The sequence below is a fragment of the Proteus penneri genome (assembly GCF_022369495.1).
GTDB lineage: Bacteria > Pseudomonadota > Gammaproteobacteria > Enterobacterales > Enterobacteriaceae > Proteus > Proteus penneri.
Map to the genome: position 1 here is coordinate 117,327 of NZ_CP059690.1, position 19,352 is coordinate 136,678.

14 protein-coding genes are annotated in these 19,352 nt (G+C 40.4%); 9 read left to right on the top strand and 5 right to left on the bottom strand.

Annotated elements, in window-relative coordinates:
- Nucleotides 1–6: 6 nt before the first annotated feature.
- The 4 genes from H1225_RS00580 to gltB all read right to left on the bottom strand — a co-directional run bounded on the left by H1225_RS00580 (nucleotide 7) and on the right by gltB (nucleotide 8,932).
- Nucleotides 7–1,275: an amidohydrolase gene (locus tag H1225_RS00580; protein ID WP_072063760.1), complete on the bottom strand. Its 1,269-nt coding sequence runs from the start codon at nucleotides 1,273–1,275 to the stop codon at nucleotides 7–9.
- A gap of 14 nt (nucleotides 1,276–1,289) precedes the next feature.
- Nucleotides 1,290–2,564 (bottom strand): C4-dicarboxylate transporter DcuC, encoded by a 1,275-nt coding sequence (gene dcuC, locus H1225_RS00585; RefSeq protein ID WP_006535321.1) that lies wholly within the window; start codon nucleotides 2,562–2,564, stop codon nucleotides 1,290–1,292.
- A gap of 500 nt (nucleotides 2,565–3,064) precedes the next feature.
- Nucleotides 3,065–4,462 carry an FAD-dependent oxidoreductase gene (locus H1225_RS00590; protein ID WP_115065069.1) on the bottom strand — a complete coding sequence of 466 codons (1,398 nt, stop codon included), beginning with the start codon at nucleotides 4,460–4,462 and terminating at the stop codon, nucleotides 3,065–3,067.
- 9 nt (nucleotides 4,463–4,471) lie between these two features.
- Nucleotides 4,472–8,932 carry a glutamate synthase large subunit gene (gene gltB, locus H1225_RS00595; RefSeq protein ID WP_161727609.1) on the bottom strand — a complete coding sequence of 1,487 codons (4,461 nt, stop codon included), beginning with the start codon at nucleotides 8,930–8,932 and terminating at the stop codon, nucleotides 4,472–4,474.
- Between the two features lie 673 nt (nucleotides 8,933–9,605).
- On the opposite strand from gltB, the gene arcB reads away from it, so the two are divergent.
- The 3 genes from arcB to mtgA all read left to right on the top strand — a co-directional run bounded on the left by arcB (nucleotide 9,606) and on the right by mtgA (nucleotide 13,552).
- Complete coding sequence (gene arcB / locus H1225_RS00600) at nucleotides 9,606–11,942, top strand: aerobic respiration two-component sensor histidine kinase ArcB (protein WP_072063756.1); 2,337 nt, start codon at nucleotides 9,606–9,608, stop codon at nucleotides 11,940–11,942.
- Nucleotides 11,943–12,179: 237 nt separating this feature from the next.
- Nucleotides 12,180–12,830, top strand: coding sequence for an isoprenoid biosynthesis glyoxalase ElbB (elbB, locus tag H1225_RS00605; RefSeq protein ID WP_109399352.1), 651 nt, complete (start codon nucleotides 12,180–12,182; stop codon nucleotides 12,828–12,830).
- Nucleotides 12,831–12,850: 20 nt separating this feature from the next.
- The gene (mtgA, locus tag H1225_RS00610; protein WP_072063754.1) at nucleotides 12,851–13,552 is read left to right on the top strand and encodes a monofunctional biosynthetic peptidoglycan transglycosylase; all 702 of its coding nucleotides are present in this window, start codon (nucleotides 12,851–12,853) and stop codon (nucleotides 13,550–13,552) included.
- Between the two features lie 2 nt (nucleotides 13,553–13,554).
- On the opposite strand, the gene H1225_RS00615 is transcribed toward mtgA, so the two are convergent.
- Entirely contained in the window at nucleotides 13,555–14,445 is an 891-nt protein-coding gene (locus tag H1225_RS00615; RefSeq protein WP_072063753.1) for an AraC family transcriptional regulator, read from the bottom strand.
- 493 nt (nucleotides 14,446–14,938) lie between these two features.
- Between H1225_RS00615 and H1225_RS00620 the strand changes: the two genes are divergently transcribed.
- The 6 genes from H1225_RS00620 to H1225_RS00645 are packed head-to-tail and all read left to right on the top strand — an operon-like array spanning nucleotide 14,939 to nucleotide 19,347.
- The gene (locus H1225_RS00620; RefSeq protein ID WP_006535309.1) at nucleotides 14,939–15,775 is read left to right on the top strand and encodes an urease accessory protein UreD; all 837 of its coding nucleotides are present in this window, start codon (nucleotides 14,939–14,941) and stop codon (nucleotides 15,773–15,775) included.
- Nucleotides 15,776–15,796: 21 nt separating this feature from the next.
- On the top strand, nucleotides 15,797–16,099 hold the full coding sequence (locus H1225_RS00625; RefSeq protein ID WP_006535308.1) for an urease subunit gamma: 303 nt from the start codon (nucleotides 15,797–15,799) through the stop codon (nucleotides 16,097–16,099).
- An 8-nt stretch (nucleotides 16,100–16,107) separates the two neighbouring features.
- Nucleotides 16,108–16,434 (top strand): urease subunit beta, encoded by a 327-nt coding sequence (locus H1225_RS00630; RefSeq protein WP_006535307.1) that lies wholly within the window; start codon nucleotides 16,108–16,110, stop codon nucleotides 16,432–16,434.
- Nucleotides 16,431–18,134 (top strand): urease subunit alpha, encoded by a 1,704-nt coding sequence (ureC, locus tag H1225_RS00635; protein ID WP_006535306.1) that lies wholly within the window; start codon nucleotides 16,431–16,433, stop codon nucleotides 18,132–18,134. The genes H1225_RS00630 and ureC overlap by 4 nt, the downstream gene beginning before the upstream one ends.
- 25 nt (nucleotides 18,135–18,159) lie before the next feature.
- Nucleotides 18,160–18,657: an urease accessory protein UreE gene (gene ureE, locus H1225_RS00640; protein ID WP_006535305.1), complete on the top strand. Its 498-nt coding sequence runs from the start codon at nucleotides 18,160–18,162 to the stop codon at nucleotides 18,655–18,657.
- Nucleotides 18,658–18,681: 24 nt separating this feature from the next.
- Nucleotides 18,682–19,347: an urease accessory protein UreF gene (locus H1225_RS00645; protein WP_161669219.1), complete on the top strand. Its 666-nt coding sequence runs from the start codon at nucleotides 18,682–18,684 to the stop codon at nucleotides 19,345–19,347.
- Nucleotides 19,348–19,352: the final 5 nt, after the last annotated feature.

Sequence of the window (19,352 nt, forward strand, 5' to 3'; positions counted from 1 at the left end):
GAAAAACTATTTCAGCAGTTCTTCTAAACAGCCAGTATAAAGGTTAACAGCTGTCATCAATTGTTTTTCATCGAAATCAAAGCCTGCTTGATGGTGACCTGCGGTTCTATCGGCACCAACAACGAAGTACAGTGATTTACCACCACAACGTTGTACACGTTTTGCTAATACTGTTGCATCTTCACTGCCACCAAATGGGCGCGTTGCAACGGCTGTTAGTTCTGAGTGTTTACCCACAACTTTGGTCATTACATCAATCAATTCTTGGTCATTCGTTAAGTCAACGGCTTCACCCATAATTTCACTTTCCATTTCTAACTGGAAGCTATGTGCTGCACCTTCAGCCATACGTACAGCATTTGCTGCCATAAAGCTGTTGATCTCTTCGTTTTCACCACGAACTTCGATTTGCATTTCAGCATTAGCTGGGGTGACGTTACGACCTTCACCGGCTTTTAATACACCGATGTTGATACGTGACATTCCTTTACCGTGGCGAGAAATACCCAGCATTTGTGTTGCTGCATGGCAAGCGCCTGCTAATGCATTACGGCCTAATTCTGGTTCTGCACCTGCGTGAGATGGCGCACCTTTAAAACGGAAGTCATATTTAGTGGTACATAAGAAATGTGTTGGGTTAATAACAATTTCACCACTGTTTGCGATAAAGCCTAAGTGTGCACCTAAGAAGTAATCTGCATCATCTGCGATACCACTTTCAGCCATCGCTCGCGCGCCACGAACACCTTCTTCTGCTGGTTGGAATAAAATTTTAACTTTACCAACCACTTTATCTTTATTCTCAACTAACCAGTGAGCAACACCTAAACCGATAGAGATATGTCCATCGTGACCACAAGCGTGCATCTCACCCGCGTGACAAGAAGCAAAGTTTTCGGCATGAGGACGGTGTTCAGTTTCAGTTGCTTCGTTAACACCCACACAGTCGATATCAAAACGCAGTGCTACTGTTGGACCTGCTTTACCACTGTCAAAGATAGCCACACAGCCTGTGAGTTCTTTCATCTCATCAAGCAGTGCTTCATCAACATTGTGTTTTCTTGCAATAGCCAGCCCTTTCTCAACGACTTGGCGACGACGACCAAAAGCGAACTCTTGGTTGATAACTTCAGGGCCAACTTTAACTTCTAAACCTAAGCTACGTAATTCTTTAACGATCTTTGCTGTTGTAAGAAATTCAGACCAACCAATTTCTGGATATTGGTGAAATTCGCGACGCCATTTAATTAATTTTTCGAGATTAAGAGCTGACATATTCATTTCTCCACTTATAACATGAATAACGCAACAGCGATGACGCCAATAATCATACCTGGTGCAGTACGTTTTGCGATTTCCATAGGGTTAATATTTGCAAGGCCAGCACAAACAATCGCGGCGCCGGCTAGTGGTGACATAGTACGACCTAATGCGCCAGATAATGCAGCAGCCATACCCATATCAGGAATTTCATAACCAAATTGTGCAGCATGTGGTGTGACTGTTTCGTTGAATGCGAATGCTGCCGCATCACCAGAACCAGTAATAATACCCATTAAGAATGGCCCTAAAGTACCACCCCAGCGAGCAAATTCAGGAGAATGCGTTAAGAAGTTGATGAACGCGTCGATTAAACCAGATGCTTTCAGACCTGCTGCGAATACGGCAGCTGCAATGATGATACCCAATACATCACCATAAGCATTACCCATACCTTTAAAGAACTCTTTCGTAATTTGAGCTGGGTTAGTTAACGTGATGAACAGCGCATAGATAGAACCGATTAACATTGCCGCGGGTACAGACAGTTTAAATGTACTGAAAGACTCGAAGAATGGCAGAATTAACAGGATTAATGGGACAAAAGGTGCTGTTGCATATAAGTAGTTAGGGCGAACAGCTTCTGGTGTTGCTTGTGCCGATGAAGATGATGCATCACCAGCAACAGAAGCCATTTTGAACTCTTTTTTCACTAGAGCAACAACAGCGAGCGAAACGGCAGCAATACCACCCGCCATTAAGCTGTATGGGCTATGGCGAGCGATTAAATCAACCACTTCCATATTTGCCATGTTTGCAACGAAGGCGTTATGTGACATACCTGGGCTTAGCATTGAGCCGATAGTACCACATAATACTGCACCACCAGCGATAGCTGGGTGAATGCGAGCTGCGATTAATAATGGAATGAGTGTCGCACCAACCGCTGCTGCGCAACCTGCTGCTGATGGGATCGCGATATTAATAAAATACGTTACGACAACGGTAGCTGGAATAAGGAAGAAGCCAAGACGAGTCATTACTTTTGATAATACGTGCACCAGATGCATATCACATTTGGTGTATTTCATAACATAAGCAAAACCCATACTCGAACAGATTGCTTGAATTAATGATGAAGAAACCATGCGCTCGCTAAATGCGGTAAACGCATCTAATGGGCTCAGACTTAAAATACAGAGTAATAAGCCGGCACCAATTAGCACCATTCGGGTTTCATATTTTTTTATTAGCAAATAGACAGTTACGATAATAACGGCTACTGCGATAAGTTGCATCACCATAGTGATCCCCTAGTTAATTATGACAATTTTATGAAAACGAACCTAACATCAATAAATTATATTTTTCTGTAAAGTTATTAGGTGACTCCATTATGAAGTTGGTTGGTTGACAATATTTGATTGTTATCAAATTTAATAGCTGAAATAAAATCTATTTTTTTAGACTGTGATGTTATTAACAAATGCTGTAAAGCAATGACTATTAAAAGATGACGGAAAGGTTAAGCAAAAAGAGATAAAGTAAAAAATACGAAAATAAATTATATTTAATATAGATCCGGAGTGTTATTTTGATACAAAAAAGAATATCGATTTTTATCAAAATATTATTCTATACATTATATTAAATGCTAATGAGAATGATTTTTGTCTGATATTTGTATTATCCTTAAATACTATTTATTAATTTTACCGATAGTATTGAAAAATTATCCCACTTAAATTAAATGGGATAATAAACAGGAGAGATTGTTATTTTAAATAGCGAAAACAAAAAATGTTTAACATGATAAATATCGCAATATGCCTTCGGCAGCCTCTCTTCCTTCTGCTATTGCGGTTACCACAAGATCAGAGCCTCGTACAATATCACCTCCAGCAAACACTTTAGGGTTTGTTGTTTGATTTGGTATTTCTTTATTATCTAAAATAATAATTCTGCCTGAAGATGCATATTCAATATTATTTTCATCTAACCATGGATAATGTGCAGGTTTAAAGCCAAATGCCAGAATAACCGCATCGGCAGATAACAGGTGCTCACTTCCTTCAATCGGTGTTAATGTTTTATCGCTTTGAGTTTTAATAACACGAATACCGACCACTTTATTTTGATTATCGACTTCAATATCTATAGGTTGAAGATTAAATAAAAATTCTCCACCTTCTTCTTTAGCATTTTTTACTTCGCGTTTTGAACCCGGCATATTGCTTTCATCACGACGATAAACACAAGTCACTTTATTTGCACCTTGCCGAATTGCTGTACGCACACAGTCCATTGCCGTATCACCACCTCCTAATATCACAACATTTTTATCTTTAAGGTCAATATAAGGTGTTTGAGGATCTTCGTTATATCCCATTAAATAACGAGTATTACCAATTAAATAAGGTAGTGCGCTATAAACACCATGAGCATTTTCATTAGGAAAATGCCCGCTCAAACTGTGATAAGTGCCCAATCCTAGAAATACAGCGTCATATTGTGCGATTAGGGTATTAAGGGCGATATCTTTGCCTATTTCCGTATTAAGGCAGAACTCCATACCCATTTCACTGAATAATTCGCGACGTCGGATCATCAGTGATTTTTCGAGTTTAAAAGAGGGGATCCCAAACGTAAGTAATCCTCCAATTTCTGGATGCTTATCATAAACAACGGGTTTTACACCTTGTCGAATAAGAACATCTGCACAGGCAAGGCCCGCAGGGCCTGCGCCGATAATCGCGACCTTTTTATCGGTCATTGTGACGTGAGAAAGATCAGGGCGCCATCCTTGTGCTAAAGCGGTGTCATTGATGTAACGTTCAAGATTGCCAATTGTGACGGCACCAAAATCATCATTAAGTGTACAGGCTCCTTCACAAAGTCTATCTTGAGGGCAAACACGACCACAAATTTCAGGCAAACTGTTGGTTTGATGAGAAAGCTCAGCAGCTTCAATAATGCGCCCTTCATTTGCAAGCTTTAGCCAGTTAGGGATGTAATTATGAACAGGGCATTTCCATTCACAATATGGATTACCACAGCCTAAACAGCGATCAGCTTGCGCAGAGGCTTGCTGTGGTGAAAAAGCCTCATAGATTTCAACAAACTCAATCTTACGAATTGCTAATGGTTTTTTGGTCGGCTCAATACGATTTAAGTCGATAAACTGATACACATTCTGACTCATAATATTCTCCTATTGTGCCTGAACGCGTAATTCAGCGGATGAACGACGAGGGTGACCGAGTAACGCATTGACATCACTGGATTTGGGCTTAACTAATTTAAAGTGTTGTGACCAATATTCCCACTGTGAAAGTAACATTTCACCTTGCTGTGAGCTTGTTAATCTTACATGCTCTGCAATCATGCCACGTAGATGTTCAGCGAGAATGGCAAAGGATGCAACAGGAAGCAACTCAATAGATGAGGCATTGATCCGTTGTGATAATGTTGAATCTTCATCTAACAGATAGGCAAATCCACCCGTCATTCCCGCACCAAAGTTAATACCTGTTTTACCCAGAACGCAGACAATACCGCCAGTCATATATTCACAGCCGTTATCGCCAACACCTTCAACTACAGCTATCGCGCCGGAGTTTCTCACAGCAAAACGCTCGCCAGCTAAACCTGACGCATAAAGTTTTCCACCTGTGGCACCATAAAGGCAGGTATTACCCATAATCGTGGCGTGGTGATTTTTAAAGGCGGAGCCAATAGGCGGGGAAATAACAATACGACCTCCTGCCATGCCTTTACCAACATAATCATTAGCATCACCCACTAAGGTTAATTCAACGCCTTGAGCATTCCAGACACCAAAACTTTGGCCGGCTGTTCCTGTAAAATGAAGTTTAATCGGGGTGGCAGATAAACCACTTTCGCCATATTTTTTAGCAATAATGCCAGATAACGTTGCGCCAACAGAACGGTCAGTATTACGAATATCAAAATAATAGGTTTGGCTTTTTTGCTGCTCAACGGCTTGAAGGGTTTGAGTAACAATGCGTTGGTTTAATTCGCCCTTATCATAAGTATTATTGTTTTCCTGACAATAAAGTGCATAACCTGATGGTGACGTTGCGGTTTCTAACAATCCACCTAAAGAGAGTTTTTGTTGTTTACTGCTAACGCCTTCTAGGCATGAAAGCAGGTCGGTTCGACCGATTAAATCGGTAATTTTTCTCACGCCAAGTAATGCCATTAACTCACGAGTTTCTTGCGCAATAAAACGGAAGTAGTTAATAACGCGTTCTGGTAATCCGTGATAATGGTTACGGCGGAGCGTTTCATCTTGGGTTGCTACACCCATTGCACAATTATTTAAATGACAAATACGCAAATATTTACAGCCTAGTGCCACCATTGGCCCAGTACCAAATCCAAAACTCTCTGCACCTAAAATAGCCGCTTTAATAATATCTAGACCTGTTTTTAATCCACCATCGACTTGTAAACGAATTTTATGGCGTAGGTCGTTTGCCACTAACGCTTGTTGAGTTTCAACTAAGCCAAGTTCCCACGGGCTACCTGCATATTTTACGGAAGTTAAAGGGCTTGCACCTGTACCTCCGTCATAACCTGCGATGGTGATCAAATCTGCATAAGCTTTGGCAACACCAGTCGCAATGGTGCCTACACCGGGCTCTGAAACCAATTTCACAGAAATCAGAGCAGTTGGATTGATCTGTTTTAAGTCGAAAATAAGTTGTGCTAAATCTTCAATGGAGTAGATGTCGTGATGAGGTGGCGGCGATATTAAGGTCACACCGGGTACGGCATAACGTAGTTGTGCAATATAAGGTGTCACTTTATCTCCGGGAAGTTGTCCGCCTTCACCGGGTTTTGCGCCTTGTGCGACTTTGATTTGTAAAACATCAGCACTCATTAAATAAGAGGGGGTCACGCCAAATCGACCAGAGGCGATCTGTTTAATACGTGAAACTTTATTAGTACTGTAACGAGCTGGATCTTCGCCTCCTTCACCTGAATTTGAAAATCCTCCTAAAGTATTCATTGCTTGCGCCAGCGCTTCATGAGCTTCTCGGCTTAATGCGCCGATTGACATCGCCGCAGTATCAAAGCGTTTAAATAATTCGGTTTCAGGTTCGACTTCTTCAATTGAGATGGCTGTTGTCTTGTTATTAAGCACTAACATATCGCGCAATGTTGTAATTGGGCGTTGTTGCACAAGGTTTGCATAGTGCTGATAGTCGGTATATTCCCCACTATTTACAGCTTTCTGTAATGCTTGAACGACATCAGGATTGTAGGCATGGTATTCACCTTTATGTGCATATTTTAATAATCCACCTGCTTCTAAAGGATAACGAGTTAACCAGGCTCGTTTTGATAGATTAAATAAATCCTGTTCAAAATCACTAAAGTCAGCGCCATTAATCCGATTATCAACACCAGCAAAACAGAGGTTAACAACGTTATCGTTTAATCCGACCGCCTCAAAAAGCTGAGAGCAACGGTAAGAGGCAACGGTTGAAATGCCCATTTTGGACATGATCTTATACAATCCTTTATTTATGCCGTTGCGGTAATTCAGCATCACTTGAGCATAGCTTGCTTGCAGGATTTTTTTATCAACACGTTGCGCTAAAGATTCATAGGCAAGATAAGGATAAATAGCCGTAGCACCAAATCCGAGCAATACGGCGAAATGGTGGGGATCACGAGCGCTGGCCGTTTCAACAATAATATTAGCATCACAGCGTAAGTTATTATCGACCAACGCTTTTTGTACAGCGCCCACGGCCATAGGCGCAGGAATAGGTAGTCGCTCTTTAGTAATATTTCTATCTGATAAAACGAGTAATACTGCACCACGATGAACTTCCTGTTGTGCTGTTACGCATAATTGGCGTAATGCTGTTTCTAGGTTGTCTTCTGTGGGTTGATACGTGATATCAAGATGAACGGATTGGTAATAAGGATTTTCTTGATTAATAAGCTGTTGGAAATCGCTATAAAGCAAAATAGGTGATTTAAAACTCAGCCGATGTGCTTGACCTTCCGCTTCGCAAAACACATTCATCTCGCGTCCAATGCAGGTCGCTAAAGACATGACATGGGCTTCTCTTAATGAATCTATCGGAGGATTTGTGACTTGCGCAAATTTCTGTCTGAAATAGTCATAAATCAGGCGAGGGCGTTGAGAAAGTACAGCAAATGGGGTGTCATCGCCCATTGAACCTGTGGCTTCTTGCCCGTTCTCTGCAAGCACATGCAAAATGCTTTCAAGCTCTTCTTGGCTATAGGCAAATTGTTTTTGATAAGTGGCTAATAAAGTGTCATCAAAGGCGCGTTGCCCTGTGGCTTGTTGTTCTGGTAACTCTTCAAATGGCGTTAAGCGTTTGACATTGCGTTCTAGCCACAATTTATAAGGATGGCGTCTTTTTAAATCCTCATCAGTTTCGGCTGAGTGCAAAATGCGTCCTTGATGAGTATCAATGACCATCAGTTCACCGGGACCGACTCGTCCTTTTTCTCGCACTTCATCAGGCTGATAATCCCAAATACCAATTTCAGAAGCACAAGTGATGATGTTATCTGTGGTAATAACGTAACGAGCAGGACGTAAACCGTTTCTATCTAGCGTACATGCAGCATAACGACCATCTGATAATACAATGCCCGCAGGGCCATCCCAAGGCTCCATATGCATTGAGTTAAAATCAAAAAATGCCCGTAAATCATCATCCATTTGTGGATTATTTTGCCATGCAGGAGGAACGAGTAAACGCATAGCACGAACAATATCCATACCACCATTGAGAAAAAGCTCTAGCATATTGTCGAGTGAACTTGAATCTGAGCCACTCTCATTCACAAAAGGGGATGCACTTTGTAGATCAGGAATAAGTGGCGTATGGAATTTATAGGCACGCGCTCTCGCCCATTGGCGATTGCCTGTGATGGTATTAATTTCACCGTTATGCGCTAAATAACGAAAAGGTTGAGCAAGTGGCCATTTGGGAGTGGTATTCGTTGAGAAACGCTGGTGGAATAAACAAATTGAAGATTCCATGCGTAGATCAGCAAGATCGGTAAAAAAACGAGGTAGATCGATGGCCATACAGAGGCCTTTATAAACCGTCACCAAATTAGAAAGACTGCAAATATAAAAATCACTGTCAGTAATGCGTTTTTCAATGCGTCTACGAGCAACAAACAGTCGTCTCTCAATATCACTTATCCGCCAGCCTGCAGGTGCGTTAATAAAAACTTGTTCGATTAAAGGAAGAGAAGAAAGAGCAATACTGCCTAAAATCTCAGTGTTAATAGGAACTTTGCGCCAGCCAACAATGGAAAGCGTTTCACGTTGTAGCTCTTCTTCGACGATGAGACGGCACTGTTTGGCAATATTAGGATCTTGGCTTAAAAATAGCATGCCTACGGCGTAATTTTTTGCTAAACGCCAGCCTTTTTCTTGTGCAACTAATTGGAAAAAACGCTCTGGTTTTTGTAAGAGTAATCCGCAACCATCACCGGTTTTGCCATCAGAAAGAATAGCGCCACGATGTTGCATTCTGGCGAGACCATGTATGGCATTTCTGACAATCTTATGGCTGGCTTGTCCTTCAATATGCGCGATCAACCCAAATCCACAATTGTCTTTTTCCTGTGTCTTTTGATAGAGCATTTTTGCTTCCTACTTGGTTTACTGGGCACCTCAAAAAAAGAGCGCAAAAGGAACGTTTTGGCTCAAAGTATGTAGGTAAATTTATGGGTGTTCAGTTGGGTGATATTGTGTTTGCCTAGCTTGGTGTGTTTTTTATATTGCTCTGCTATGCCTTTTAAACTTATCGATAAATAAAAATCAGGTCAATGTGTAGAAAGATTTGACTGAGATAAAATAGGTAAGGAGTGTTTTATTCTAACATATTGATTAATAGGTAAATTATTCTATTTTAAAATGGTGTGGGAACGATTTTTTAATGTGAGCTATATCACTTTATTTGAGCTATTTAGCTTTATCTCATCCTTTAATGATAAAAACGAGTAGTGAGTTATTCTGACGAATGTATTAAATTTGGAATTTTATTGTTTTTATACATTTTGTATAAAAAAAGACAAATTGCATTTTTTATAATAAGGTCTACTTATCGAGGGTATAGCTATCGATTATGTTACTTGGTTTTGTATTATCCTTATGAATGTACATGTCCTAGATAGGCTTGTTGAGAGAAAATAGAGGATTAAATCAAACAAAGTAATGAGAAATAACGGTTCGTAGCAAGATTTCTGAATGTTCGCCACTGCGCCAATTCATTTTTGGGTTATCATTCCATAGATTCAATATATTGGAGTTTTCAATGAAATTGCTCAAAGGGCTTGCCCAATACTACGTTGACTTAATGATGAGGCTGGGGCTAATTCGCTTCTCATTGTTGTTAGCTTCTGCATTAGTTGTTTTAGCGATGGTTGTTCAAATGGCGGTGACATTCTTGCTTGCAGGTGATGTTACCAGTATTGACCTTGTTCGCTCTATTTTCTTTGGACTGATTATTACGCCTTGGGCTGTCTATTTTCTTTCAGTTGTCGTTGAACAACTGGAAGAATCACGACGTCGTTTATCTCGTATGGTGGATAAACTAGGCGTAATGCGCCAGCGAGACTTAGAGCTTAACTCTCAATTAAAAGAGAATATTGAGCAATTAAACTTGGAAATTCAAGAGCGTGAAAAAGTTGAAAAAGCGCACCTTGAACTACTAGAAAAACTAAAAAGTGAAATGAAGCGTCGTGAATTGACGCAAATCGAGCTTGAACAACAATCCTCACTTTTACGCTCATTTCTAGATGCTTCTCCTGATTTAGTTTATTACCGTAATGAAGATAATGAATTTTCAGGATGTAACCGCGCAACAGAATTACTGACAGGTAAAAGTGAGAAGCAGCTTATTGGTTTAACACCGCTTGATGTGTATGACGAAGATATTGCGATAAAAGTGATGGAAACCGATGAGAAAGTTTTTCGTCACAATGTCTCACTTACCTATGAGCAGTGGCTGGTTTACCCTGATGGGCGAAAAGCCTGTTTTGAATTACGTAAAGTGCCGTTTTATGACCGTATTGGTAAGCGTCATGGCTTAATGGGTTTTGGACGTGACATTACAGAGCGTAAGCGCTATCAAGACGCGTTAGAGAATGCGAGTCGTGATAAAACCACCTTTATCTCAACCATCAGCCATGAATTGCGTACACCGCTAAATGGTATTGTTGGATTAAGCCGTATCTTATTGGATACCGAACTTTCACCAGAACAACTCAATTACTTAAAAACTATCCATGTGAGTGCGATTACGTTGGGTAATATTTTTAATGACGTGATTGAGATGGATAAAATTGAGCGTAGAAAAATTCAGTTAGATAACCAGCCAATTGACTTCACTGAATTTATTTCTGATTTAGAAAATCTGTCTGGACTGTTAGTACAGCCAAAAGGATTGAAATTTACGCTTGAAGCAGAAGAAACGCTACCGCATAAGATAACTTCTGATGGGACTCGATTACGTCAGATTTTATGGAATCTCATTGGTAACGCGGTGAAGTTTACTCAAGAAGGTGAAATCAAAGTGCGTATTTGGCAAGAAGCGCCAGATAAGTTGTTCTTTGAAGTGAAAGATAGCGGGATTGGTATTCCTAAAAGTGAGCTTGAGAAGATCTTTGCCATGTACTATCAAGTCAATGATAGTCAAGGTGGTCGTTCTGCAACGGGAACGGGTATCGGACTTGCTGTCTCAAAACGCCTAGCACAGCATATGGGCGGTGATATTCGTGTTGAGAGTGAGTTAGGTGAGGGGTCTACCTTTACCCTCTCTATCGTCGCTCCTGCTATTGAAGAACATCACAATATCGATAGTGATGATGAGCTCTTATTACCTGCTTTAAATATTCTGCTTGTAGAAGATATTGAACTTAACGTGATCGTGGCCTGTTCTGTTTTAGAAAAACTGGGTAATACCGTTGATGTAGCAATGACAGGGCAAGAAGCGTTATCGATGTTTAAGCCTGATGAATATGACTTAGTGCTATTAGACATTCAATTACCCGATATGACAGGGTTCGATATTTCAAGAAAATTACGTCAAGAATTCGACAGCAATGAACTTCCTCCTCTTATCGCTTTAACAGCAAATGTTTTGAAAGACAAAAAAGAGTATTTGGATGCGGGAATGAATGATGTGCTAAGCAAACCACTTTCTGTGGACGCACTTACCGCGATTATCAATAAATTCTGGGGAGATGGTGCGGTTTCTATGCCATGTAATGAGTCATCGGAATTGTTGAATAAAAATGAAGAATTATTAGATATAGACATGCTGAATCAGTACATCGAACTCGTAGGACCTCAATTAATCACTGATGGTCTAGATGTTTTTGAAAAGATGATGCCAAGTTATATGTCAGTTCTTGAATCTAATCTGACCGCGCGCGATCAGAAAGGCATCACTGAGGAAGGACATAAAATCAAAGGTGCAGCAGGTTCTATTGGTTTAAAACATTTACAGCAACTCGCTAAACAGATCCAATCACCGGAATTACCTGCTTGGTGGGACAATGTGCAAGAGTGGGTAGATGAGCTAGGAAAGGATTGGAGAAAGGATGTGGAAAGTTTAAGAAACTGGTTAGCAGGGGCTAGAAAAAAATAACCCCAACCGAAGGTTGGGGTGCGCGAATACTGCGCCAACACCAGGGAAACTTTTCTATCCGCTTTTTTTGATTCTCATTACATAGGCGAATAGGATGAAACTATTCCATACATCATACATGCAACAAAATAGCAAAGATAAGTTTTTTTGTTACAAGAAACATTTAAATATGTGATGCCGATTGGTGTTTACACCTATAAATGGGTAACTAGTAATCTACTACAAACGGAGAAAGATATGAAATCAATTGCGGTAATTTTAAGTGGTTGTGGTGTATTCGATGGGAGTGAAATCCATGAATCAGTGCTCACAATGCTTGCTTTGAGCCAAAATAATGCTGAAGTTCATTATTTTTCACCTAATGAATTACAACCAACTGTAATTAATCATATTACAGGTGAAGAAAAATCAGAAAAAAGGAATATGATGGAAGAATCTTCTCGTATTTCTCGTGGTAAAATATCCCCTTTATCAGAGGCAAAGGCTGAAAACTTTGATGCTGTTATTATTCCTGGTGGTTTTGGTGCTGCTAAGAATTTGTGTAATTTCGCAACAAAAGGAAGTGACTGTGAAATTAACAAAGATCTCTTAAGATTTGTACAAGCGATACATCAGCAAAATAAACCATTGGGGCTAATGTGTATTGCGCCTGTAATGTTACCAAAAATGTTAAATTCTCCAGTAAAATTAACAATTGGAAATGACGTGGAGACCGCTCGTACAATTGAAAAGATGGGGGGTGTCCATATAGATTGTCCTGTTGATGATATCGTTGTCGATGAAAAATATCGTGTTGTCACTACGCCTGCGTATATGCTTGCACAATCTATAGCACAAGCACAGGTGGGGATTGAGAAACTGGTTAAGAAAGTCCTTGAGATGGCATAAAGAGTAGGTAAAAACAGCAGATGGTACTGGTGAGAAAGTTAAAGAAACTATTAATTATTTTAATTGCTTTATGGTTGTTAACAGTTGTGCTGTTTTCTTTTTTACCTGTGCCTTTTTCTGCTGTTATGGCTCAAAGACAAATTTCTGCTTGGAGTGAGTTTGATTTTTCTTATGTATCACATTCCACTTGGGTCAGTGAGAAAGAGATAGCTCCTGTGATGTATTTAGCCGTTATTGCATCTGAAGATCAAAATTTCCCCAAACATTGGGGATTTGATTTTGATGCTATTGAGAAAGTTTTCAAAAAAAATTATAACAATGGTAAAACATTACGTGGAGCATCGACTATTTCTCAGCAAACGGTCAAAAATCTTTTTTTATGGGATGGTCGTAGTTGGATTAGAAAAGGTCTCGAGACCGGAATGACGCCAGTTGTCGAGCTTATTTGGTCAAAAAAACGTATTTTAACGGTATATCTAAATATTGTTGAGTTTGGTGATGGGATCTTTGGCGTAGAGCAGGCTTCTCAACACTATTTTAGAAAGCCCGCAAAACAACTTACAAGTTATGAAGCTGCATTATTAGCCGCAGTATTACCTAATCCGCATATTTATCATGTAAATAAACCTTCTGCTTACACCCTAAAACGACAACAGTGGATCTTAAATCAGATGCGACTAATGGGTGGAATTAGCTTTTTAAAGAAAAATAATTTGTCATAACTCTATAAGGTTTGAAATATTTTTCTATTAGGTTCAGCAATCTTTTCTGATAGTTTCGTTATTGCAGAAGGATCGTTAGATTGGCGAGACTGCACGCGAAATTGTGAAGGTGTCATGCCGTATTTGCGCTTAAAAGCATCGCAAAAATAGGCATTACTGCCAAAACCACAGCGATGACTTATTTGAAAAACAGTGTAATTAGAAAACGTGAGATAATTTAATGCAATCCCCATTCTGACATCAAGCAATAACTGGCAGAATGAAACGCCTTCTTTGCTTAAATGTCGGCGTAATGTTGATGGCGTTGTGAAAAGCGTTTTAGCGACATCTTCTAAATGCCATTTTTTTTGCGGATCTTGCGTAATTAAATGCGTAATTGCCTGATTTTTAGGCTCATCATAGTTAAATCGGAAGATATTTAAAATATCGATGCCTTCTTGATATACCGCCATCAAAATAAAAAATAAACATTGCTGCATAAACATGGTTTCTTGAGATGGAGAGCCATGTGGTAGTGGTAAGCATTGTTTTAAAATTCCAAAATTACTTTTTATCACTTCAGGCGTCGATAAATGGTAAGCAGGAAGATGGCTTGTCAGTGGTGAGCTAGATTTTATTAAAGGTTTTAGTAAAGAGAAAACAGATTGAAGTTCTGTTTCACATAATACAAGAGTGTGTAGTTCAATCGATTTATGCGTAAATTGATTCACTATATCGCAAGACACTTGACTGTATTTCGGAATAATAAGCGTTAAATGACTAGATACATCAATAGATTGCCCATTGATGCAAATCGTACCTTTTGCGCCACTAACCATCGCTATCATCGGGTTTTCGATGTAAAACGTTTTTAAAGACATTTGGTTAGAGGACAGGATGTGTTTGTATTCCATGATCTTCGATATACCGTAGGCAAGTTAAGCATTCATCTTGCTTAAATGAACAATACTCAAAATTAGCTCATTAGTTGTATAAACTGATAAGCCACGTCTAGAATAATAAATAGAAAGATTATTCTAGTTTAAATTAGTGTTGTCATGCAAAGCAGAATAAGAGTGAAACAGAATATAATCTTGTTGATAAAACAAGACAATATAGATATTTGTTCATTTTTTACATTTATTTTAAACAGTGTTATTTTTTCTAAATAAATTGTTATTTATTCAAAACGCATTTTTCTTAATAAGGTGTAGAATCGCGCGTCACAGACAAAGGCGATTATTCTGTTCTTAGGATATCACTGTTTGTCTTTTATCCACACCCTATCCAACATTCATTAGCTTATTTTCTATTTGTTTTTGAATGACTCAATCTTATGGATAGCGCTGTATTATTCACACATTTTCCTGATTTATTGATAATTTTGCCGAGTTGGCAGGAGTGAGTATGTCTGACTTTTCAGGGAAGGGTTGGCTTGCTGAAATCGCTTTACGCTATGAAGTGAAACGCGGAGTCACGCGTCTTACAGAAAAGCGTCATATCGGCCCATTAATGGTTCAGCGTCCTTTTTATCCTGAGCAAGGTATTGCACACACTTATTTACTTCATCCCCCAGGCGGTGTGGTTGGTGGCGATAACCTATTGATTAATATTGATGTGCAATCCCAAGCGCACGCATTGCTCACAACACCTGGGGCGACTAAGTTTTACCGTAGTGCTGGTGGGGTGGCTCATCAGATTCAAACATTAAAGGTCGCACCGAATGGTTTTTTAGAGTGGCTTCCTCAGGAGAATATCTTTTTTCCTGAAGCCCAAGTTCGCCTAGAAACGCATATTCATATTGCAACTACGTCGAGATTTATTGGCTGGGAAATCCAATGCTTTGGCCGCCCTGTTTTAAATGAATGGTTCGAAAATGGCAGTGTTAAAGGACGTTTTAATTTCTATATTGATGAAAAGCTGACATTAACAGAATCGCTTTTTGTTGATGGTTTACAAAAAAGATCGGCCGCAATGCGTGAATTTCCCATGTTGGGGTCGCTTTATATTTATCCCGCAACGGACGAATTAAAAAACAGTATTCAACAAAGTATCGAGGCTTTCTCAGCTTCTTACGATCATGCCATTGAATATGGCTTAACAGATATAGACGGTATTTTAGTTTTACGGTTATTAGGCTCTCAAACAGAGCCGATGATGGCGTGTTTTGTTCAAGTTTGGCAAACCGTCAGACAACACTGGTTAGGGTATTGCCCTGAGCCGCCTCGTATATGGGCGACATAATCGTTAATTTTAGGAGCAGAAATGGAATTAACACCAAGAGAAAAAGATAAATTACTGCTTTTTACAGCGGGCCTTGTTGCTGAAAGACGTTTAGCGAAAGGGCTCAAGCTTAATTATCCTGAAGCGGTTGCACTTATCAGTTGCGCCATTATGGAAGGGGCGAGAGAAGGTAAAACGGTTGCCCAATTAATGAGTGAAGGACGCTCAGTTTTGGCAGCAGAACAAGTCATGGAAGGTGTACCAGAAATGATAAAAGACATTCAAGTGGAATGTACATTCCCTGATGGTACAAAACTTGTTTCTATCCATGATCCTATTGTGTAGGTAACAACATGATACCCGGTGAAATTAGAGTTAACCAAACGTTAGGCGATATTGAGCTTAATGCTGGCCGAGAGACAAAAACAATACAAGTTGCTAATCACGGTGATAGACCCGTGCAGGTGGGTTCTCATTATCATTTCTATGAAGTAAATGATGCGCTGAGATTTGAGCGAGAAGGTACATTGGGTTTTCGTTTAAATATTCCAGCAGGTATGGCGGTTCGTTTTGAACCCGGTCAAAGCCGTACCGTTGAATTAGTGGCTTTTGCAGGAAAACGTGAAATTTATGGTTTTCACGGCAAAGTGATGGGTAAATTGGAGAGTGAGAAAAAATGAAAACTATCTCACGTCAAGCTTATGCAGATATGTTCGGGCCAACAACAGGTGATCGTCTGCGATTAGCTGATACTGAGCTCTTTCTTGAAATTGAAAAAGACTTCACCACTTATGGCGAAGAGGTCAAGTTTGGTGGTGGTAAAGTTATTCGCGATGGTATGGGGCAGAGCCAAGTCGTTAATGCTGAATGTGTCGATGTACTTATCACTAACGCCATTATTTTAGACCATTGGGGGATCGTAAAAGCCGATATCGGTATTAAAGATGGTCGTATTGTGGGGATTGGTAAAGCGGGTAATCCGGATGTACAACCTAATGTGGATATTGTTGTAGGGCCGGCCACAGAAGTGGTTGCGGGCGAAGGTAAAATAGTTACCGCTGGTGGCGTTGATACACATATTCACTTTATCTGCCCTCAACAAGCACAAGAAGGTTTAGTCTCTGGTGTCACCACATTTATTGGTGGTGGTACAGGGCCTGTGGCTGGAACGAATGCAACGACAGTAACGCCAGGTATTTGGAACATGCACCGCATGTTAGAAGCCGTTGATGAATTGCCTATTAATGTGGGGTTATTCGGCAAAGGTTGTGTCAGTCAACCAGAAGCGGTTCGCGAGCAAATTGAGGCGGGTGCTATTGGTCTAAAAATTCATGAAGATTGGGGTGCAACGCCGATGGCAATTCATAACTGCCTTAATGTTGCCGATGAAATGGATGTGCAAGTTGCTATTCATTCTGACACCTTAAATGAAGGTGGTTTTTATGAAGAAACTGTAAAAGCGATAGCGGGCCGTGTGATCCACGTTTTCCACACAGAAGGGGCGGGTGGTGGGCACGCACCCGATGTAATTAAATCAGTCGGTGAGCCGAATATTTTACCTGCTTCAACAAATCCAACAATGCCTTATACCATTAACACGGTAGATGAACATCTCGACATGTTAATGGTTTGCCATCACCTTGATCCTTCTATTCCTGAAGATGTGGCCTTTGCTGAATCTCGTATTCGTCGCGAAACTATTGCTGCGGAAGATATCTTACATGATATGGGTGCTATTTCTGTTATGTCGTCAGACTCACAGGCAATGGGGCGCGTAGGTGAAGTTATTCTTCGTACTTGGCAATGTGCGCACAAAATGAAATTACAACGCGGCATATTAGAAGGTGACACTGCTGAAAGTGATAACTGTCGCATTAAACGCTATGTGGCGAAATACACTATCAATCCTGCTTTAGCGCATGGTATTGCACATGAAGTGGGGTCTATTGAAAAAGGGAAGTTGGCTGATCTGGTTTTATGGGATCCTGCTTTCTTTGGTGTGAAACCCGCATTGATCATGAAAGGTGGCATGGTGGCTTATGCCCCAATGGGGGATATTAATGCGGCTATTCCAACGCCTCAGCCTGTGCATTATCGCCCAATGTATGCGTGTTTAGGTAAAGCGAAATACCAAACGTCAATGATCTTTATGTCAAAAGCGGGCATTGAAGCCGGTGTGCCAGAAAAGCTGGGCTTGAAGAGCTTGATTGGCCGTGTCCAAGGTTGTCGTAGCGTGACAAAAGCATCGATGATCCACAATAGCTATGTGCCACATATTGAGCTAGATCCACAAACCTATATTGTGAAAGCAGATGGTGTGCCATTAGTGTGTGAACCCGCAACACAATTACCGATGGCACAACGCTATTTCCTCTTTTGATGCAGATTTATTGAGAATATAGAGAATGAAAAGATTTACTCAACTTATTGATCAACAAAAAGCAGTTGAAATAGCAACACCTGAACAACCGCCTCTTATTCTGTGCTTAACGATGGATGAAAGAACCAAAAGTCGTTTAAAAGTGACATTAAGTGATGGGCAAGAAGCAGGGTTATTTTTACCCCGTGGTACGGTGCTAAAAGAGGGCGATATTTTACTGTCAGAAGATAATACGCTAGTCACAATTGAAGCCGCAAAAGAGCAAGTTTCAACCGTGTATAGTGACGATCCGCTGCTATTGGCTCGAGTTTGTTACCACTTAGGCAATCGTCATGTTCCATTACAAATTGAAGCGGGTTGGTGTCGTTATTTTCACGATCATGTTTTAGATGATATGGCGAGAGGCTTGGGCGCCAATGTGGTTGTGGGGTTGGAAAAATATCAACCTGAGCCGGGTGCTTATGGTGGATCGTCTGGTGGACATCATCATCACGCTCATGACGATCACCATCATCATCACTAATTATTTGAATAAGGGAGCCTATTGATGCTTGCAGATCTACGCTTATATCAATTAGTCAGTCCTTCTTTACCGGTGGGATCGTTTACTTATTCTCAAGGGTTAGAATGGGCAATTGAAAAAGGTTGGGTTTGTTGTCCTCAAACGTTAACGGCTTGGTTAAGTACTCAAATGACGGGTAATTTAGCGACGTTAGAGCTCCCTATCTTACGGCGATTACAAGAAAATTTAGCACAAGCCAAAATGAGTGAAGTGAAGTATTGGTGTGATTTTATTATCGCAAGTCGTGAAACTAAAGAATTACGGCAAGAAGAGCGCCAACGCGGTATTGCTTTCGCTCGTTTACTTCCTCAATTAGATATTGAGTTAGATGAAACCTTACAAGCCTGTGTAAAACAGACACAACTGATGGCATTTGCGTTAGCGGCTGTGAAATGGAATATTTCCGTTGAAAAGTTATGTTGTGCATACGCTTGGGGGTGGCTTGAAAACACGGTGATGTCAGGCGTGAAATTGATCCCATTAGGGCAAAGTGCGGGGCAGAAAATACTGTTTACATTAACAGAGCAGATCCCTGAGATTGTTGAGCAGTCTGCATATTGGCCCACTGAAGATATTGGGAGCTTTACACCCGCGCAAATCATTGCCAGTAGTCGTCATGAAACACAATACACTCGACTTTTTCGTTCATGAGAAAT

What these genes read in the sequence shown, in the direction of transcription:
- H1225_RS00580 (WP_072063760.1), bottom strand. Translation starts at nt 1,275, where the DNA reads ATGTCAGCTCTTAATCTCGAAAAATTAATTAAATGGCGTCGCGAATTT.
- dcuC (WP_006535321.1), bottom strand. Translation starts at nt 2,564, where the DNA reads ATGGTGATGCAACTTATCGCAGTAGCCGTTATTATCGTAACTGTCTAT.
- H1225_RS00590 (WP_115065069.1), bottom strand. Translation starts at nt 4,462, where the DNA reads ATGAGTCAGAATGTGTATCAGTTTATCGACTTAAATCGTATTGAGCCG.
- gltB (WP_161727609.1), bottom strand. Translation starts at nt 8,932, where the DNA reads ATGCTCTATCAAAAGACACAGGAAAAAGACAATTGTGGATTTGGGTTG.
- arcB (WP_072063756.1), top strand. Translation starts at nt 9,606, where the DNA reads ATGAAATTGCTCAAAGGGCTTGCCCAATACTACGTTGACTTAATGATG.
- elbB (WP_109399352.1), top strand. Translation starts at nt 12,180, where the DNA reads ATGAAATCAATTGCGGTAATTTTAAGTGGTTGTGGTGTATTCGATGGG.
- mtgA (WP_072063754.1), top strand. Translation starts at nt 12,851, where the DNA reads ATGGTACTGGTGAGAAAGTTAAAGAAACTATTAATTATTTTAATTGCT.
- H1225_RS00615 (WP_072063753.1), bottom strand. Translation starts at nt 14,445, where the DNA reads ATGGAATACAAACACATCCTGTCCTCTAACCAAATGTCTTTAAAAACG.
- H1225_RS00620 (WP_006535309.1), top strand. Translation starts at nt 14,939, where the DNA reads ATGTCTGACTTTTCAGGGAAGGGTTGGCTTGCTGAAATCGCTTTACGC.
- H1225_RS00625 (WP_006535308.1), top strand. Translation starts at nt 15,797, where the DNA reads ATGGAATTAACACCAAGAGAAAAAGATAAATTACTGCTTTTTACAGCG.
- H1225_RS00630 (WP_006535307.1), top strand. Translation starts at nt 16,108, where the DNA reads ATGATACCCGGTGAAATTAGAGTTAACCAAACGTTAGGCGATATTGAG.
- ureC (WP_006535306.1), top strand. Translation starts at nt 16,431, where the DNA reads ATGAAAACTATCTCACGTCAAGCTTATGCAGATATGTTCGGGCCAACA.
- ureE (WP_006535305.1), top strand. Translation starts at nt 18,160, where the DNA reads ATGAAAAGATTTACTCAACTTATTGATCAACAAAAAGCAGTTGAAATA.
- H1225_RS00645 (WP_161669219.1), top strand. Translation starts at nt 18,682, where the DNA reads ATGCTTGCAGATCTACGCTTATATCAATTAGTCAGTCCTTCTTTACCG.